The sequence below is a fragment of the Pseudomonas sp. R84 genome (genome assembly GCF_009834515.1).
Taxonomy (GTDB): Bacteria; Pseudomonadota; Gammaproteobacteria; order Pseudomonadales; family Pseudomonadaceae; genus Aquipseudomonas.
This window is the reverse complement of record NZ_CP019426.1, coordinates 2,459,892-2,477,007: the sequence shown is the minus strand read 5'-3', so window position 1 is coordinate 2,477,007 and position 17,116 is coordinate 2,459,892. Positions and strand designations below refer to the sequence as shown.

Below are 17,116 nucleotides of genomic sequence, written 5' to 3'. Positions count from 1 at the left end.
AGGCGTCGTGTCAGGCGATATCAATGTTGGCTGACCCAGCGCTTTCGCGAGCAGGCTCGCTCCCACAGGGGATCTACGGTGTAGCGGTCAAACCGAATCCAGCAACGTCCGCCGGGGCTTGTCATCACAATTGCAGATCACCCGATTACGCCCGCTCGCCTTGGCCTCGTACAACGCCTGATCGGCATCATTGAGCCAGCGTGTCGCGTCGGCATGCGCCGGATCGTACGCCGCCAGGCCGATACTCAAACTGACCTTCAACGCCGGATTCTGCTCATAACCCAGAATCGCGAAACGCTCGCGCAACGCTTCCATGGCTTGCGCGGCGTTGAACAGCGGCAGATCCGGCAAAATCACGCAGAACTCATCACCGCCGTAACGCCCGGCAACGTCAGTCGCCCGCAGGTTTTGTTTAAGTAATTTGCTCAACTGGCGCAACACGATGTCGCCCGCAACATGGCCGCAAGTGTCGTTGATTGCCTTGAAGTGATCGATGTCGATCAACGCAATCGCTGCGCCCTGCTTCTGCCGTTTGCAACGCTGAAAAGCGATCTCCAGTTGATCCTTCCAGGCGCCGTGATTGAGCAACCCGGTGAGGCTGTCGGTGCGGCTCAGGGCAAGCAATTCGCGTTTATGCCGACCCAAGGTGTAGGCCTGGCGAAAGCAGATCCAGCCCAGCGCCAACGGGTACAGCAGCAGTAACGGGAAACAGGCATACATTTGCGCAGGCGTGGTCTGAGGAACGAATGCCGGAGCAAACACCACCAGCCCGACGCCGACCCCGAGCAATTGCGCCGCCGAGCCTGCCAATAGAAAACGTGAACCACCGATAGCGACGTTGTTCATCGCCATCATCGAAATGGTCGTCGCCGTGGGCAGCGGATTGAAATGCATGGCGGCAAGCCAAAAGCCGCCGAAAAAGGCGTCGATCAACAGATTGCGGTGTTCAGCGTGGTAAGGAACCCGGGCGCGGCGTGCCCATTGAAACGCCAGATGCGGCCAGACCAGGCCGTTGAAAAACATCAGTGCCCAGACCCACAGCGGCGGATCGAGCGAGTACATCGCCACGCTCACGCACACGAGCCCCAGAATCAACCCGAGGATGCGCGACGTATAAAGCCTCCTGGCCAATGAAAGTCCCTTTCCTCCGGTATTTCCCATAAGGACCTCGATCACGCACACCGCAGGACGGATGTGCTGGAAGTCTAACAGGGCGACGTTAAATAGCCATCACCGGCCAGCGGGCTGAATAGAGCGACATCATGGCCGCACACAGTGCAAATATTTGGCTATACATGAAAGGAGCAAAATGGAAAAACAACTATAAGAAGGAGGCCCATGCACACCTATCACGTGTTGATCATTGGCAGCGGTTTTGGCGGTCAATGTGCTGCGGTCAACCTGCTCAAGGCCGGGATCGACGATTTTCGCCTGCTGGAGCGACGGGACTTCTTTGGCGGCACCTGGTGCCAGAACACCTATCCCGGCGCGGCGGTGGACGTGCCGTCGCCGCTGTATTCGCTGTCGTTCGCGCCGTACCGCTGGTCGCAGATGTTCGCCGGACAGGCCGAACTGCAGCGCTACACCGAGCATGTGATCGAGCAGTTCGATTTGCGCAAACGCGTGGAGCTGCAAGCCAATGTCGAGCGCGTCGAATGGGACGCTACGGAAAAACGCTGGGCCGTGCATACCGCCAGCAAAGGCACCTTTTATGCGCAGTTCCTGATCAATGCCACCGGGCCGCTGAGCCAACCGGTCATCCCGCACTTTCCCGGCCGGGATCGCTTTCAAGGCAAGACGTTTCATACAAACAACTGGGATCACAGCTACGACTATCGCGGTAAACGCGTGGCGATTGTCGGCAGCGGCGCCAGTGCCGTGCAGGTGATTCCGGCGATTGCGCCGCAAGTCGAGCAACTGCACTTGTTCCAACGCACGCCGCATTGGGTGCTGCCCCGCGCTGATCGCCAGTTCGGGCCGCTGCAACGCTGGCTGCTCGGTCTGAAACCGGCCTACAAGCTGTTGCGCTGGCTGATTTACTGGCAATTCGAAACCCGGGTCATCGCCTTCAAATACTCGAAAGCGGCGATTCACATGGTCCAGCAGCACGCCCTGCGTTTTCTCAAACGCCAAGTGCCGGACCCGGTGCTGCAAGAAAAACTCACCCCGGACTTCACCATTGGCTGCAAACGGGTGCTGGTTTCCAGCACCTATTACCCGGCGCTGAGTCGCGCCAACGTCACCTTGCATACCCGCGAGCAAGGCATCGCTTCCATCGACGAAACCGGCATCAACACTCAGGACGGCCAGCACATCGATGTTGATCTGATCGTCTGGTCGACCGGTTACGACGCCACCGACGGGGTTATTTCCTACCCGGTCAGCGGAAAAAACGCCGTGCAACTCAGAGAGGTCTGGGCGCAATACCCGCGCGCGTATCTGGGCACCAGCCTGCCGGACTTCCCCAACCTGTTTATCGTCACCGGGCCCAACACCGGCATTGGGCACACCTCGGCGCTGTTCATCATCGAGTCGCAGATGAACTACATCCTCGACTGCATCCGCACCGTGCAGGCCAAAGGCCTGCGCAGCATCGAAGTGCGCCGTAACGCGGAACGTACCTACACTGAGATGATTCATCGGGAGATGGAGCGCACGGTATGGAAGTCCGGCGGCTGCCACAGTTGGTATCAAAGCAAGAGCGGTCATGTGATCGCGATGTTTCCCGGCTTCAGTTTCAGCTATCACCGCTTGACCCGAGCGCTGAAACCGGCCGACCACATTCTGTCCTGAACACGTAAAAGGAAGACGTCGATGCTTTTGCTGTTTGTCGCCCTCGCGGTTTTCGTGGCCTGGAGCTGGTTGAGTTATCCGGCGGTCGGTCATTGGCTGTACGACCTGAACATGGCCATCGAGGCCAAGTTGTACAAATTGCACAAGATCGAAGTGCCGATCGCCGAGATGACCGTCTCGACCTGGCAGGGCGGGCCGTATGAAGCGGCCAGCGCGATTCTGATGCTGCATGGCTACAGCGGCGAGAAGAACCTGTGGCTGCGCTTTTCCCGGCACTTTGTGCGCCAGTATCGGGTGATCATCCCGGACCTCGCCGGCCATGGTGAAACCGGCTTCAAGGCGGGCGGCGGTTATGACATTCCGCTGCAAGCCAAACGCATGATCCAGTTGCTCGACGTCTGCGGCGTGGAGAAAGTCCATGTGATCGGCAACTCGATGGGCGGCTACATCGCCGCGTGGCTGGCGGCGACTTATCCCGACCGCATCGCTTCGATGGCATTGATCGACCCGGCGGGCGTCACCGCGCCCGAGGTCAGCGACATGGAGCGGCATCTGGCGCGCGGGCATAACCCGTTTCTGATCAACTCCCGGGAAGAATTTCGCCAGTTTTACGCGATGACCATGGAGTCGCCACCGTGGGTGCCGAACCTGGTGCTGGACGCCATCGCCCAGCGCTACGAGCAACAACGCGATGAACTGGAAGAGATCTTCCGCGATTTTCGCGCCAGCCCGCCGATGGAGCCGAAACTGCCCGACATCAAGTGCCCGGCGCTGTTGCTCTGGGGGCGCAAGGATCGGCTGATCGATGTCAGCAGCGTGCCGGTGTGGAGCAAGGGCATCGCCAATTTGCGCGTGGATGTCTGGGATCATGTCGGGCACATGCCGATGGTTGAACAGCCGGGGAATACTGCACGCCTGTATCGTGAATTCCTCGGAAGCCAGAAATGACACTCAACACATCCTGTGTAGGAGCTGCCGAAGGCTGCGATCTTTTGATTCTGCTTGTAAAAAACAAGATCAAAAGATCGCAGCCTCGTTTCACTCGACAGCTCCTACAAGCTGACGAGGTCTGAGGTGTAGATGAACATTCTTTATGACGAACGCCTCGACGGCCCGTTACCGAAGGTGAACAAGGCCGAATTCCTCAAGGCATTGCAGCAAGCGCTGCCTGACCTCGACATTTTGTGGCGCGAGGAAGAACTCAAACCCTACGAATGCGACGGCCTCTCCGCCTACCGCACCACGCCGATGCTGGTCGCCCTGCCCCGACGACTTGAGCAAGTGCAAACCCTGCTCAAACTCTGCCATCAGAAGAACGTCCCGGTGGTTGCGCGTGGCGCCGGTACCGGGTTGTCCGGCGGCGCCTTGCCGCTGGAACAGGGCCTGCTGCTGGTGATGGCGCGCTTCAATAATATCCTGCACATCGATCCCGCCGCCCGCACTGCGCGGGTGCAACCGGGGGTGCGTAATCTGGCGATTTCCCAGGCAGCCGCGCCTTTCGGTCTGTATTACGCGCCGGATCCGTCCTCGCAAATCGCCTGTTCGATCGGCGGCAACGTCGCCGAAAATGCTGGCGGCGTGCATTGCCTCAAGTACGGTTTGACCGTGCACAACCTGCTGAAAATCGAAGTGCTGACCATTGAAGGCGAACGCCTGACCCTGGGTTCGGACGCGCTCGACTCAGCGGGTTTCGATCTGCTCGCGTTGTTCACCGGTTCCGAAGGCTTGCTGGGGATCATCACCGAAGTCACGGTCAAACTGCTGCCCAAACCGCAAGTCGCGAAAGTCCTGCTGGCCAGTTTCGATTCCGTGGAAAAGGCCGGCCGCGCAGTCGCCGAAATCATCGCGGCGGGGATCATTCCCGGCGGCCTGGAGATGATGGACAACCTCGCCATTCGCGCCGCTGAAGATTTCATCCACGCCGGTTATCCGGTCGATGCTGAGGCGATTCTGCTGTGCGAACTCGATGGTGTCGAAGCCGATGTCCACGACGATTGCCAACGGGTGCGCGAGGTCATGACCGCGGCCGGCGCCACCGAAGTTCGTCAGGCCCGCGACGAAGCCGAGCGCGTGCGCTTCTGGGCCGGGCGCAAAAATGCGTTTCCCGCGATCGGCCGTTTGTCACCGGACTACTACTGCATGGACGGCACCATCCCGCGCCGCGAATTGCCCGGCGTCTTGCAAGGCATCGCCCGCCTCGGCGAAGAATATGGATTGCGCGTGGCCAACGTGTTCCATGCCGGTGATGGCAACATGCACCCGCTGATTCTGTTCGACGCCAACCAACCCGGCGAGCTGCACCGCGCCGAAGCCTTGGGCGGCAAGATCCTCGAACTGTGCGTGCAGGTCGGCGGCAGCATCACCGGCGAACACGGCGTCGGCCGCGAGAAAATCAATCAGATGTGCGCGCAATTCAACAACGACGAACTAAGCCTGTTCCATGCAGTAAAAACCGCGTTCGACCCACAAGGCCTGCTCAACCCCGGCAAGAACATTCCGACCCTGCACCGCTGCGCCGAATTCGGCGCGATGCACATTCACGCCGGGCAATTGCCCTTCCCCGAACTGGAGCGTTTCTGATGGCTGACGTCGACGCCGCCAGCGCTCTGCTCGATCAGGTCAACGAGGCTCGGGCCAATGCCACGCCGCTGAAAATTCAGGGTGGCAACAGCAAAGCGTTTCTCGGCCGCGAGGTCGCCGGGGAAGTGCTCGACACCCGCGCCCACTGCGGCATCGTCCGTTATGAGCCTACCGAACTGGTGGTCACGGCGCGCGCCGGCACGCCTTTGTCCGAGCTGTTTGCAGCGCTGGATGCCGCCGGACAAATGCTGCCGTGCGAACCGCCGGCGTTCGGTGAAGGCGCGACAGTCGGCGGCATGATCGCCACCGGTTTGTCCGGGCCACGACGACCGTGGTCGGGCTCGGTGCGCGACTTCGTCCTTGGCACGCGGGTGATCACTGGCCTCGGTCAGCACCTGCGCTTCGGCGGCGAAGTGATGAAGAACGTCGCCGGTTATGACCTGTCGCGGTTGATGGCCGGCAGTTACGGCTGCCTCGGCGTGCTCACCGAAGTGTCGCTGAAAGTCCTGCCGAAACCACGCCAGTGTCTGAGCATTCGTCTCGATATGGACTGCTCGCTGGCACTGGCCAAGCTTGCCGAATGGGGTCAGCAACCGCTGCCGATCAGTGCCGCGTGTCACGATGGTCAGAGTCTGTATCTGCGGCTTGAAGGCGGCGAAGGTTCGGTGACGGCGGCGCATCAACGACTCGGTGGTGAGCCGCTGGATTCAGGGTTCTGGCGAGATCTGAATGAGCAGCGTCTAGCCTTTTTCAACGAAGGTCTGCCGCTGTGGCGCTTGTCGTTGCCGAACAATCTCGGGCCACTGGATCTGCCCGGCGAGCAACTGATCGACTGGGCCGGGGCACAACGCTGGCTGAAATCCGACGTTGAGCACATTCATATTCTCGCTCAGGAACTCGGCGGCCATGCCACCTGCTTCACCCACGGCGCCAGCTCTTCGCCATTCCAGCCGCTAGCCTGGACACTGCTGCGCTATCACCGACAACTCAAAGCGCAACTCGACCCGCAAGGGCTGTTCAACCCCGGGCGCATGTACGCGGAGTTCTAGCCATGCAAACCACCCTCAGCGAACAGTCACGGCAACTGCCCCGCGCCGCCGAGGCGGAAAAGATTCTGCGCACCTGCGTGCATTGCGGCTTTTGCAACGCGACCTGCCCGACCTATCAGTTACTCGGCGATGAACTGGATGGCCCGCGCGGGCGCATCTACCTGATCAAGCAAGTGCTCGAAGGTGCGCCGGCCACTGCACAGACGCAACTGCATCTGGACCGCTGCCTGTCGTGCCGTAACTGCGAAACCACCTGCCCGTCCGGCGTCGACTATCACAACCTGCTCGACATCGGCCGCGCGGTGGTCGATCACGCGGTGCCACGTCCGGCCGCGCAACGCCTATTGCGCGAAGGGTTGCGCGCATTGGCGCCGAATCCGGGGTTGTTCAAAGGCTTGCTGCGGGTAGGCACGACGTTCCGGCCGCTGTTGCCGCGCTTGCTTGAAAGCAAACTGCCGCAGCATCTGCCGTTTTCCGGTTTGCGTCCCGCCCCGCGCCATGCCCGGCAAGTGCTGCTGCTTGAAGGCTGCGTACAACCGGGGTTATCGCCAAACACCAATGACGCCACGGCGCGGGTGCTGGATCGCTTGGGCATCAGCGTCACCCCGGTGGCCGAGGCCGGGTGTTGCGGCGCATTGGACTATCACCTCGACGCCCAGGCCAAAGGCCTCGACCGTGCCCGGCAGAACATCGATGCCTGGTGGCCGAACCTGCAAAACGGCGCCGAAGCGATTGTGCAGACCGCCAGCGGTTGCGGCGCATTCATCAAGGATTACGGGCATTTGCTGGAAGACGATCCGCTGTATGCGGCCAAGGCCCGGGAAATCAGCGAGCGGACGCTGGATCTGGTGCAGATACTCGCGCAGGAACCGCTCGAACAGATCTGCGCCGCCACTGAACGGCGGATTGCCGTGCATTGCCCGTGCACTTTGCAGCACGCGTTGAAACTGGGCGGCGCGGTGGAAGCCGTGCTGACACGCCTCGGTTTCAACCTCGCCGCCGTGCCCGACGGCCATTTGTGCTGCGGCTCGGCAGGCACGTATTCGCTGACGCAACCGGTGCTGGCCCGGCAACTGCGCGACAACCGCCTCAATGCGCTGGAGAGTGGCCGCCCTGAGCTGATCGTCACTTCCAACGTCGGCTGCCAGAGTCATCTGGCCAGCGCCGGACGCACGCGGGTGATGCACTGGATCGAACTGGTGGATCAGTCGTTGGCAGAATGAAGTTCGTAGGATTCTTCGTTTGCCCGTGTGCGAGAAGGCTGCGATCTTTTCCCACATCCATTCCGTGACCGTGGCAGGAATTTTTTTCATGACCGTGCAGCCGTTCGTCAGCCCCGACCTGATCCGCCAACGCTTCTCCAAAGCGATGTCCGACATGTACCGCGAAGAAGTGCCGCTGTACGGCGCGCTGATGGAGTTGGTGGAACAGACCAACCGCGAAGTGCTTGCACGTCAGCCGGACATCGCCCGGCAACTCGATAGCACCGGCGAAATCCAACGGTTGGAAATGGAGCGCCATGGCGCCATTCGCGTCGGCACCGCGACGGAACTGGCCACCCTCGCCCGCCTGTTTGCGGTGATGGGCATGCAACCGGTGGGTTATTACGACCTGACCCCGGCGGGCGTACCGGTGCATTCGACGGCGTTTCGCGCGGTGCATGAAGAGGCGCTGCAAGTCAGCCCGTTTCGGGTGTTTACGTCGCTGTTGCGCCTGGAATTGATTGAAGATCCGCAACTGCGTGCCTTTGCCGAATCAGTGCTGGTCAAGCGTTCGATCTTTACCTCGGAGGCGTTGCGCCTGATCGAGCAGGCTGAAAACGCATGTGGACTGAATGAAAGCGAGGCCGAGGCATTCGTCCTACAGGCATTGGAAACCTTTCGCTGGCATCACAGCGCCACGGTTACTGCCGCGCAATACCAGACTTTAAGCGCCCAACACCGTTTGATCGCCGACGTCGTGGCGTTCAAAGGCCCGCACATCAATCACCTGACGCCGCGCACGCTGGACATCGACCGCGTCCAGGAACAGATGCCGGCCCATGGCATCACCCCGAAAGCCGTGATCGAAGGCCCGCCGCGCCGGCAATGCCCGATCCTGCTGCGCCAGACCAGTTTCAAAGCGCTGGACGAGCCGATCACCTTCACCGATCAAAACCAGACCCGTGGCAGTCACAGCGCGCGTTTCGGCGAAATCGAACAGCGCGGCGCGGCGCTCACGCCCAAAGGCCGGGCGCTGTATGACCGCTTGCTGAATGCCGCACGCGATGAACTCGGTGACTTCCCCAACGAAGCCAACGCCGCACGCTACAACGCGCTGATGGCTCAGCACTTTGGCGAGTTTCCTGACAGTGTCGAGGGTATGCGTGAACAAGGGTTGGCGTACTTTCGCTATTTCGCTACGGAAAAAGGGCAGGCTGCTGGAGGGCTTGGGCAGTCATCTCTGGAGGACTTGTTGCGCGATGGTCATGTGAAAGCGGAACCGTTGGTGTACGAAGATTTCCTGCCGGTGAGTGCAGCGGGGATTTTTCAGTCGAACCTAGGCGATGCGGCGCAGGCGCACTATGGCGAGCATTCCAATCGGCAGGCTTTTGAGCAGGCGCTGGGGCGCGCGACCATTGATGAGTTGGGGTTATATGCGGCGACGCAGCAGCGTTCGATCGATGATTGTCTGACACAATTTGCGCGTTGAAAAATCAAAAGATCGCAGCCTTCGGCAGCTCCTACAGGGGAAATGCATTCCAAATGTAGGAGCTGCCGAAGGCTGCGATCTTTTGATCTAAAAGTTTTAAGCAGCCGCCTCGACCAAATGATGGCATCTGGCCATCGTGCGCAAGAAGTTGCGCACTTGTTTTGCAAAAAAGCCTGATAAAGCCGCTGAGAGCCACGTCGCACAAGGCCTGCAGCCAAGTGCGCAAGAAGTTGCGCAGTACTGCGCAACTTCTTGCGCACTTTTGCATTCGGCGAACGCTTTTTTTCGCACAAGCGCCTGAAAAATCAGACAAACACCCCGGCCCGCATGGTCGCCACAATTGTTGGCACGCTCCTTGATAACAGTCAGGCACCCACCGGGCGATTTCGCCTCCCGGGCACCTTAAATTATTCCGCAAGGAGAGCACCCCATGGCAACACCAGCGTACATGTCGGTTACCGGCGAAAAACAAGGCCTGATCACTGCAGGCGCGTTCACCGCTGACTCCGTAGGCAACACCTACCAGGAAGGCCACGAAGACCAGGTTATGGTTCAGGCTTTCAGCCACGACGTGATCATCCCGCGTGACCCACAATCCGGTCAGCCAACCGGTCAGCGCGTTCACAAGCCAGTTGTGATCACCAAGGTCTACGACAAGGCTTCGCCTCTGCTGCAAGCTGCTCTGACCTCCGGCGAGCGCATGAGCGAAATCGTTATCCAGTGGTTCCGTACTTCTGCTCAAGGCACCCAAGAGCACTACTACACCACCAAACTGGAAGACGCGATCATCGTCGCCATCAACAACAAAATGCACAACTGCCAGGATCCAGGCAACTCGCACTTCACCCACCTGGAAGAAGTGCAGTTCACCTACCGTAAAATCACCTGGACCCACGAAGTATCCGGTACTTCGGGCTCCGATGACTGGCGTGCTCCAGTCGTTTAATTACGGCTGATCGTTACAAGCATCGGCCAGCTCTGCTGGTCGATGTTGTTTTCGCCCTCCAGAATTTCGCGTAAGTTGAGCCGCTTTGCGGTCGTCGACGTACGCCGCTGTACAGCACGAGGAACAAGGGATGTTCGCGCCGGCCAATGAAACCCACTTTGCCCTGACCATCGAAGGCCTTTCCGCCGATTTCCAGGTGTTTACCCTCACCGGTCGGGAAGCCATCAGCCAGCCTTTTGTGTTCGAGGTGGAGCTGGTCAGTGAGCAGCCGTCGCTGGACCTCGAAACCCTGCTGCACAAACCGGCCTTCCTGCAACTGTCGCCCGACGGCAGCGGCATCCACGGTCAGATCTACCGCGCCGCGCAAGGTGATTCCGGCAAACGCCTGACCCGTTACTCGGTGACCCTGCGCCCGCAACTGTCCTACCTGGCGCATCGCGTCAACCAGCGCATCTTCCAGAACCTCACCGTACCGAAAATCATCGGCATGGTCCTCGAAGAGCACGGCATTCAAAGCAACGCCTACGAATTCAAGACCGGTTCGATTTATCCCGAGCGCATCTACTGCGTGCAATACGATGAGTCGGACCTGCATTTCATCCAGCGCCTGTGCGAAGAAGAAGGTATCCACTACCACTTCGAGCACACGGCAACGGCGCACAAACTGCTGTTCGGCGATGACCAGACGGTGTTCCCGAAACTCAAGCCTGTGGCCTATCAGCAAGACTCCGGCATGGTCGCCAGCGACCCGGTGATCAAGCGTTTCGACCTGCGCCTGGAAACCCGCACCAGCCGCACCACCCGCCGCGATTACGACTTCGAGAAACCGCGCCTCACCCTCGAAAGCGAAAACCGCGGCGACGCCCTGCCCGACCTCGAAGACTACGATTACCCAGGTCGTTTCATCGACCGCGAGCGCGGCAAACACCTGGCCAAACGCGCCCTCGAACGTCATCGCAGTGATTTCAAGCTGGCTGAAGGCAAGAGCGATCAACCGTTGCTGGTCAGCGGCCACTTCCTCGCCCTGACCGCGCACCCGAAAGCCAAATGGAATGACCTCTGGCTGCTCACCGAAGTCCACCACGAAGGCAAGCAGCCGCAGGTCCTCGAAGAGTCGGTGACCAGCGACACCACCGCACTCAAAGACGATTTCCACCAGGGCTACCGCAACCGCTTCCAGGCCACCCCGTGGGACGTGCCGAACCGCCCGCCCCTGCGCCACCCGAAACCGCGCATCCTCGGCAGCCAGAGCGCTGTGGTCACCGGCCCGAAAGGTGAAGAGATCCACTGCGACGAATACGGCCGCGTCAAAGTCCAGTTCCACTGGGACCGCGAAGGCGAAGCCGACGACAAAACCAGCTGCTGGCTGCGCGTCTCCAGCGCCTGGGCTGGCGCGCAATACGGCGGCATCGCCATCCCACGCATCGGCATGGAAGTGCTGGTCACCTTCCTTGAGGGCGACCCCGATCAACCGCTGATCAGCGGCTGCCTGTACCACAAGGAAAACACCGTCCCCTATCCACTGCCGGCGAACAAGACCCGCAGCACCTTCAAGACCCTCAGTTCCATGGGCGGTGGCGGCTACAACGAACTGCGCATCGAAGACAAAAAAGGTCAGGAACAGATCTACCTGCACGCCCAGCGCGACTGGGACGAAAACATCGAGCACGACCAGAAAATCCGCGTCGGCAACGAACGCCACGACACCGTCGAGCAAAACAGCTACAGCGAATTCAAAGCCGAAGAACACCACACCGTCTACGCCGACCGCAAAGTCGAAACCCGCGCCAACGACCACCTGACTGTCGGCGTGAACCAGCACATCAAGATCGGCACCGGCCAGTTCATCGACGCAGGCCAGGAAATCCACCTCAGCAGCGGCATGAAAGTGGTGATGGAAGCCGGTAGTGAGCTGACCCTGATCGGTGGCGGCAGCTTTATCAAGATCGATGCTGGTGGCGTGACCATGAGCGGGCCGGTGATCAACATGAACTCCGGGGGTAGTCCGGGGAGTGGCACCGGCGCGGCTCCTTTGTTGCCGGGCGTCGTGAAACAGGCTGACGCTGACAAGGCTGGCAAGGTGTTAGTCCCGCCAATGACCAATCCGTTTGTACGAAAAAGCGTTCAAGGCCTGCCCCTTGTTCCGATCTGTGGAAAGCAAGCCAATGGCGCTTGCTCGCGAGAGGTTTGCCCATGTCTGAATGGCTGAGTCATTTCCTTGAACAACCCGTGGCCACAACGCCATCGGGCAACAGTGGAAACCGCACCCTGTATGGAATCATCGACAGCGTTCGCCAGCCTCGGGCTCTGGAAAAGCTTTATCAACAGTCCGGGTTGAATGGTGTTGAAAAGCTGTTTCAGGACACGCCGTTTGCCGAAATGAATGATGTCAGTCCGATCTGGCTGCAACTGACACCGGGAAGTCCTGCCGCCGCCCAAGCCATAGAGCTATGCCGCGACAACCGCGCGGGAATTTTGCTGACCTCGCGTGAAAAGCCAGAGACCGCGCTCTTGCATGCTCGTCGCCTCCTGCGCATGAACGACCCGTCTCATGGTGACTCGCTGGCGCGCTACTACGACCCGGCATTCTGGAGCGCGCTGGCGCTGACGGTACCCGCCCGAGCGCTGTTCGGCCCCTGGGCCAGCGTCTACACCCCGCCCGCCCACAGCGACGATCAACAATGGCGTGTTTGGGAACAAACAGAAAAAGTTGATGCCTCTAATGGCGAACAAAAATATCCGCTGCACCTGAAGAGCGACACGCTGATAGTGTTCGATGAGATCCGCTGGTGGTACTGGATTCGGCTGCGGAACGCCGAGTCCGCAGCGGGCTTATCGGATTCGCAATTGTCTGACGTGGCCGATAATTTGCAACTGCTGGTGGATCACGGCATTGAAGAAGGACGTCATCTTGAGCACCTGCTGCCGAATCTGAACCAAGGTCCGTTGCAGGCCCGCACCGACGTCATGAACGTGCTGAGCAGCGACATGCCGGCATTCGAGAAAGTACAACGACTGGAAGTCTGAGATGACAGGTACGTCCGAACAAACACCCGCGCCAGAACAACCACCTGTTGTCATTCCGGCCGATCCACCAAAAAAGACTGCCGACGCGGAAACGTTCTGCAAAGACAAGAAGCCGGGCTGCAGCGGCAGCTATGACGACATCATCTACGTCACCGGTCAGCGCCGTTTCTGGCTGTTGCCCAAGCGCACGTCCGAGAAACTCAAGGAAAGCGTCAGCCTGCTCAAACAGAAAACCGTCGACGCTGATAAAGCCACGCGCATGAGCAACATCGCCGACGCGGGTTTGATGGACTATTTCCTCACCCCTGGCCCGGAAGCCTTTCTCGAAGGCGAGCAACATAGCAGTTACCTGGCGTCGAAGTCGGCAATCCCCGAAGACACTGCCAAAAAGGCGCAGTGCCGCAAGGATTGGGAAACGGCAAAAGCAAAGGGTGATAGCGACGCCACGATGCACGCCGAGCGCGAGATGTTCCACGCTGGACAACGCATCGAGAAAAACCAGAAAAACATGGAAACCCTCGAAAAAGTTTCCGACGAAAAAGCAAAAACGTTGGGGTACAAACGAGAAAACGGCGTCTTCTATACCCCTCGCGCGTTAAAGGCCTGTGAAGCCATCGATACGTACATTAAAGAGCGCGACAAGGCGAAAGCCCACGGCTACAAAATGTTCGATCCAGGCACCAAGAAGATCGCCTCGGCTTGGGAACATCTGAAAGAATATAAGGCCCTTCACAAAAAGCTGATTGAAACCGGCGAGATCGACGAAAAGAAACTCAAGGGTGTGCAAATCAACATCCTGGCGTTGAAAGACCTGATGTCCAAGTACATCAATGCCATCGTCGAGCTTGCCGAGTGCGGGATTGCAGTTCCCGAGTTTGCGCTGAGTCCCGATGACCAATACGCCGGTACCGAGGATTTTCAGGCATTCATCGAGCTGACCACCAAACGCGATGAGCTTGAGAAAAAGATCGAAGAACGTTACTCCCAATGGGTCTCGGCCACTGGCGGCAAATCTGCTCCACCCGGCGTGCTCTTCGTCAGCTTGCAGAAACAGTGGTACGACCTGAATGACGAGGCAGAGCGAATTCAGAACACCGCCGAAGCACGCGTTCGAACACTGAAGCCGCCCCGTCTGTTTCTCTGGGACGCGGAAAGCTACAAGCCAAAACCCCTCGAACGACTGGCCAAAACAAACATTCCACTGCGTGAGCTCAGCAGCGCATCGTCGACGACGATCCTGAACCACATCAGCCTGAAACATCTGGCACAGGTCAGCGGCAACGCATTCGAGGGTCAACTCAAAGAACTCGCGACCAGTTTGCCCAAGTCGATTGCCAAAGAATCCGACGACGACCGGATATTCAGTGATTGGCTGGAACAGGAAGGCGCGCTGCAGTTCGATGAAAAGGGACCATGGTTCGATGAACATGGACTTTTCGTGCCTGAAAAATTCTTCACCGCACTGGAAGCCAAAGGCTACAGAGTCGAAAGCATCAAAGCCGAAGCCAAACGCAAAAGCTGGGGCGAAAACCTCAAAGCCATGGTTTTCGAAGATAAACAGTTGCGCAACCTCATGCTGTTCGACAACAGCCCGCAGGCCCAACTGGTTCGATGCTTGCTCCCGGAAAGTGCCAACCTGCTGTCCGAAGTCAAAATGGAAGGCCCCACGCTGAAAAGTGGTTCCCCTCAGATTGCCAACGTAGAAGTAGCACTGGATGTAACTGCGTGGCGCGGGGAAGTCAGCTTACTCAAAGTCGAATTCCCGAAACGGGCAAAAGCCGATCCTTGGGTCGCGAAATACAAGGCCCAGGACGGCAGCGTGCGCAGCGTCAACTTCGGCAAACTGTCTCTGGATCTGGAAGCCAAGGCCTGGGGATTCGCTGGCGCAAGCCTCATGCTGTCACGCGACCTGACCCTGGACCAGAAAACCGGCTACACCAGCCTGGTCGGTGTGGACATTGCCGAGAAATCCGGCGACCTCGCCAAGTTCGAGGTGTTTGCCGGCGCCCAAGCCGGGTGCAAAGTCACCGGTAAGCTGTTCTGGTGCCCTCCCCCAAGCGTCCTCCCACCTGCTCCCGTGCCCAATCGCATTTCAGCCAACCAGTGGCGCCCTATGGCCAAACTGGAAGTTGAAGTGGCCGTGGCCATCGGCGCCGGCTACACCGGCGACATGCAACTGCGGATGCAAAACGGCCTACTGCTGTTATCGATCAAGGGCGCGCTGGTTTGGGGCGCAGGCGTCAAAGGGTATTTGACCTTTGAAGTCGGCTACGACAGCATCGTGGCTTTGACGGAACTGGTGCGACAGGAAATGGCCGCGAACCAATACAAGGATCTTGAGTGGGTCGATGGCGAAGCGTTGGACTACCTGCAAAAACTGAGCTTCCTCGGCGCCACTGGTATCGATGTGGCGTTTGCCTATGTGCGTGGGTATGCGATTGTTAAAGGGATATTTGATGCGCTGACTGAGGGGGGGCGTGGGGGGGTCATTGCGTACTCAATCGTTAAAGATGAGCATCAGAAAGAAATGCAAGATTGGGTTTACAACCTACAGCCCCAAGCTTTTGGCGCCTTATTATTTGCGTTGAGCACCTCCTCTAAACCGTTTACCGTAGAGGAAGAAGGTGAGGAAAAACAAAGTTTTAATGAGGACAATGCTCAGCTTCTTCAACAGCAGGCGATTGAACTATGCCTAGGATGGATAGCTAACAAAAACGATGCTAATCGACAATTTGAAGAAACGATCATTTGCATGAATCGAGATGGAATGCGCCCTAATCAAGCGGGTAACAACTACTGTAAGAACATGGCAAAACTAGACGCCTTTATGGCAGAGCGAGTTCTTGGATTCGCCGACGCCAACAATAAAATGCGCTCAAGATATCGGCTTACCGCTTCAAAACTCGGCGCACGTTTGAACAAATACTGTGAACGCAGCATTGTTTATAAGGGGCCCGCTTTTGCACCTATTCAAGAATTAGAATCCATTTACAAAGGACCTAGCATTGATTAAGCATGTTTTATCCGGACTGCTGTTGACAGTGTTATTCAACTGCGTTTCTGCTGCCCAATTAACTGAGCAACAGAGCGAAGCGCGAAATAAGGGTATTGCTCTGTATCACCAAAGCGCTTGGTCCTCGTCTCAGCCCTTTCTAAGAACTGCAGCCGAAGCTGGCGATGTAAAATCCCAATACTTCTTGGGTGAGGCCATTCGTTTAAGCAATCGCTATATGACTGAAGAAGCGAGAAAATGGTATGAGGCTGCTGCTAACCAAGACGACCTTTATGCGATGCTTCGAATTAGCAGTAAAGACGACTTATGCCACGAAGTCGGCACTTGCTTAGAGAAAAGCGGTGAAACCTGGAGGGAAAAATCAATAAAAATCGCCCTCAAACGTGCAGCAGCAGGTGACACAGAGGCGATGGTTGTACTCTTTACTGCTAAACAAGGTTTGGAGTGGCTAGAAAAGGCTGCAGAGTTGGGGGATAACTTTGCCCAGCAACTTCTAGCAAGTGCCTACCAAAGTGGACAGGGTTCGTTCCTGATCCCAGGCAGTCGAGAGAAAGCAGTCAAGAAGTGGTTTAAGGCGTCTGCGGAAGGGGGCTATCCTCCCGGAATGTACCTTTATGCTAACTACCTATATGAGCACAATGGAAAAAAGGAAGAGATAGGACATTGGCTTAAAAAAACAGCCGAAGCAGGACATATCGATGCACTTGGAAGCTATGCCCTCAATATCGCCCACCTTCCGAACAGCTACGACTTTCCGCTCGATTTAGTCAAAGCCTATGGCTTTACCTATTTGATAACACAGCTTCAAGGAGGGGGAGCAGCGCCAAGGGAAGCGAAGATCAGCCTCCCTGAGATTGCAGAAAAAATGAAACCTGAAGAAATCGAAATGGGGATTTCATTCGCAAAGGAATGGGAAAAGACACACCCTCCGCTTTCCTATTTTGATCCAATTTACGGATATTAAGCCAATTTATTCCCAAGGCTACCGCCAAATATTCTAAGTGCGACTAGCCCTTG

At 58.0% G+C, this 17,116-nt stretch carries 12 protein-coding genes; 11 read left to right on the top strand and 1 reads right to left on the bottom strand.

The genetic code is table 11. The features are described 5' to 3' along the window. Positions 1 to 87: 87 nt before the first annotated feature. A complete protein-coding gene (locus tag PspR84_RS11060; protein WP_160057273.1) occupies positions 88 to 1,161 on the bottom strand; it encodes a diguanylate cyclase in 1,074 nt (357 codons plus the stop codon). Positions 1,162 to 1,338: 177 nt separating this feature from the next. Here PspR84_RS11060 and PspR84_RS11055 point away from each other — a divergent pair, with 177 nt between their 5' ends. The 11 genes from PspR84_RS11055 (at position 1,339) to PspR84_RS11005 (ending at position 17,063) form a co-directional block, all read left to right on the top strand. Continuing rightward, positions 1,339 to 2,793, top strand: coding sequence for an NAD(P)/FAD-dependent oxidoreductase (locus PspR84_RS11055; protein WP_160057272.1), 1,455 nt, complete (start codon positions 1,339 to 1,341; stop codon positions 2,791 to 2,793). A 21-nt stretch (positions 2,794 to 2,814) separates the two neighbouring features. Next, entirely contained in the window at positions 2,815 to 3,741 is a 927-nt protein-coding gene (locus tag PspR84_RS11050; RefSeq protein WP_160057271.1) for an alpha/beta fold hydrolase, read from the top strand. A 132-nt stretch (positions 3,742 to 3,873) separates the two neighbouring features. Further along, entirely contained in the window at positions 3,874 to 5,373 is a 1,500-nt protein-coding gene (glcD, locus tag PspR84_RS11045) for a glycolate oxidase subunit GlcD (protein ID WP_160057270.1), read from the top strand. Beyond that, positions 5,373 to 6,422, top strand: coding sequence for a glycolate oxidase subunit GlcE (gene glcE / locus PspR84_RS11040; protein ID WP_160057269.1), 1,050 nt, complete (start codon positions 5,373 to 5,375; stop codon positions 6,420 to 6,422). Before glcD ends, glcE begins: the two co-directional genes overlap by 1 nt. Positions 6,423 to 6,424: 2 nt before the next feature. Next, positions 6,425 to 7,645 (top strand): glycolate oxidase subunit GlcF, encoded by a 1,221-nt coding sequence (glcF, locus tag PspR84_RS11035; protein ID WP_160057268.1) that lies wholly within the window; start codon positions 6,425 to 6,427, stop codon positions 7,643 to 7,645. Positions 7,646 to 7,733: 88 nt separating this feature from the next. After that, positions 7,734 to 9,113 (top strand): VOC family protein, encoded by a 1,380-nt coding sequence (locus PspR84_RS11030; RefSeq protein WP_160057267.1) that lies wholly within the window; start codon positions 7,734 to 7,736, stop codon positions 9,111 to 9,113. Between the two features lie 430 nt (positions 9,114 to 9,543). After that, on the top strand, positions 9,544 to 10,059 hold the full coding sequence (locus PspR84_RS11025; RefSeq protein ID WP_007919523.1) for an Hcp family type VI secretion system effector: 516 nt from the start codon (positions 9,544 to 9,546) through the stop codon (positions 10,057 to 10,059). Positions 10,060 to 10,189: 130 nt separating this feature from the next. Then, entirely contained in the window at positions 10,190 to 12,268 is a 2,079-nt protein-coding gene (tssI, locus tag PspR84_RS11020) for a type VI secretion system tip protein TssI/VgrG (RefSeq protein ID WP_342794571.1), read from the top strand. Continuing rightward, positions 12,253 to 13,086, top strand: a complete 834-nt coding sequence (locus tag PspR84_RS11015; protein WP_160057266.1) for a DUF4123 domain-containing protein — start codon at positions 12,253 to 12,255, stop codon at positions 13,084 to 13,086. Before tssI ends, PspR84_RS11015 begins: the two co-directional genes overlap by 16 nt. Position 13,087: 1 nt before the next feature. Beyond that, complete coding sequence (locus tag PspR84_RS11010) at positions 13,088 to 16,099, top strand: hypothetical protein (protein ID WP_160057265.1); 3,012 nt, start codon at positions 13,088 to 13,090, stop codon at positions 16,097 to 16,099. Continuing rightward, positions 16,092 to 17,063 carry a sel1 repeat family protein gene (locus tag PspR84_RS11005; protein WP_160057264.1) on the top strand — a complete coding sequence of 324 codons (972 nt, stop codon included), beginning with the start codon at positions 16,092 to 16,094 and terminating at the stop codon, positions 17,061 to 17,063. Before PspR84_RS11010 ends, PspR84_RS11005 begins: the two co-directional genes overlap by 8 nt. Positions 17,064 to 17,116: the final 53 nt, after the last annotated feature.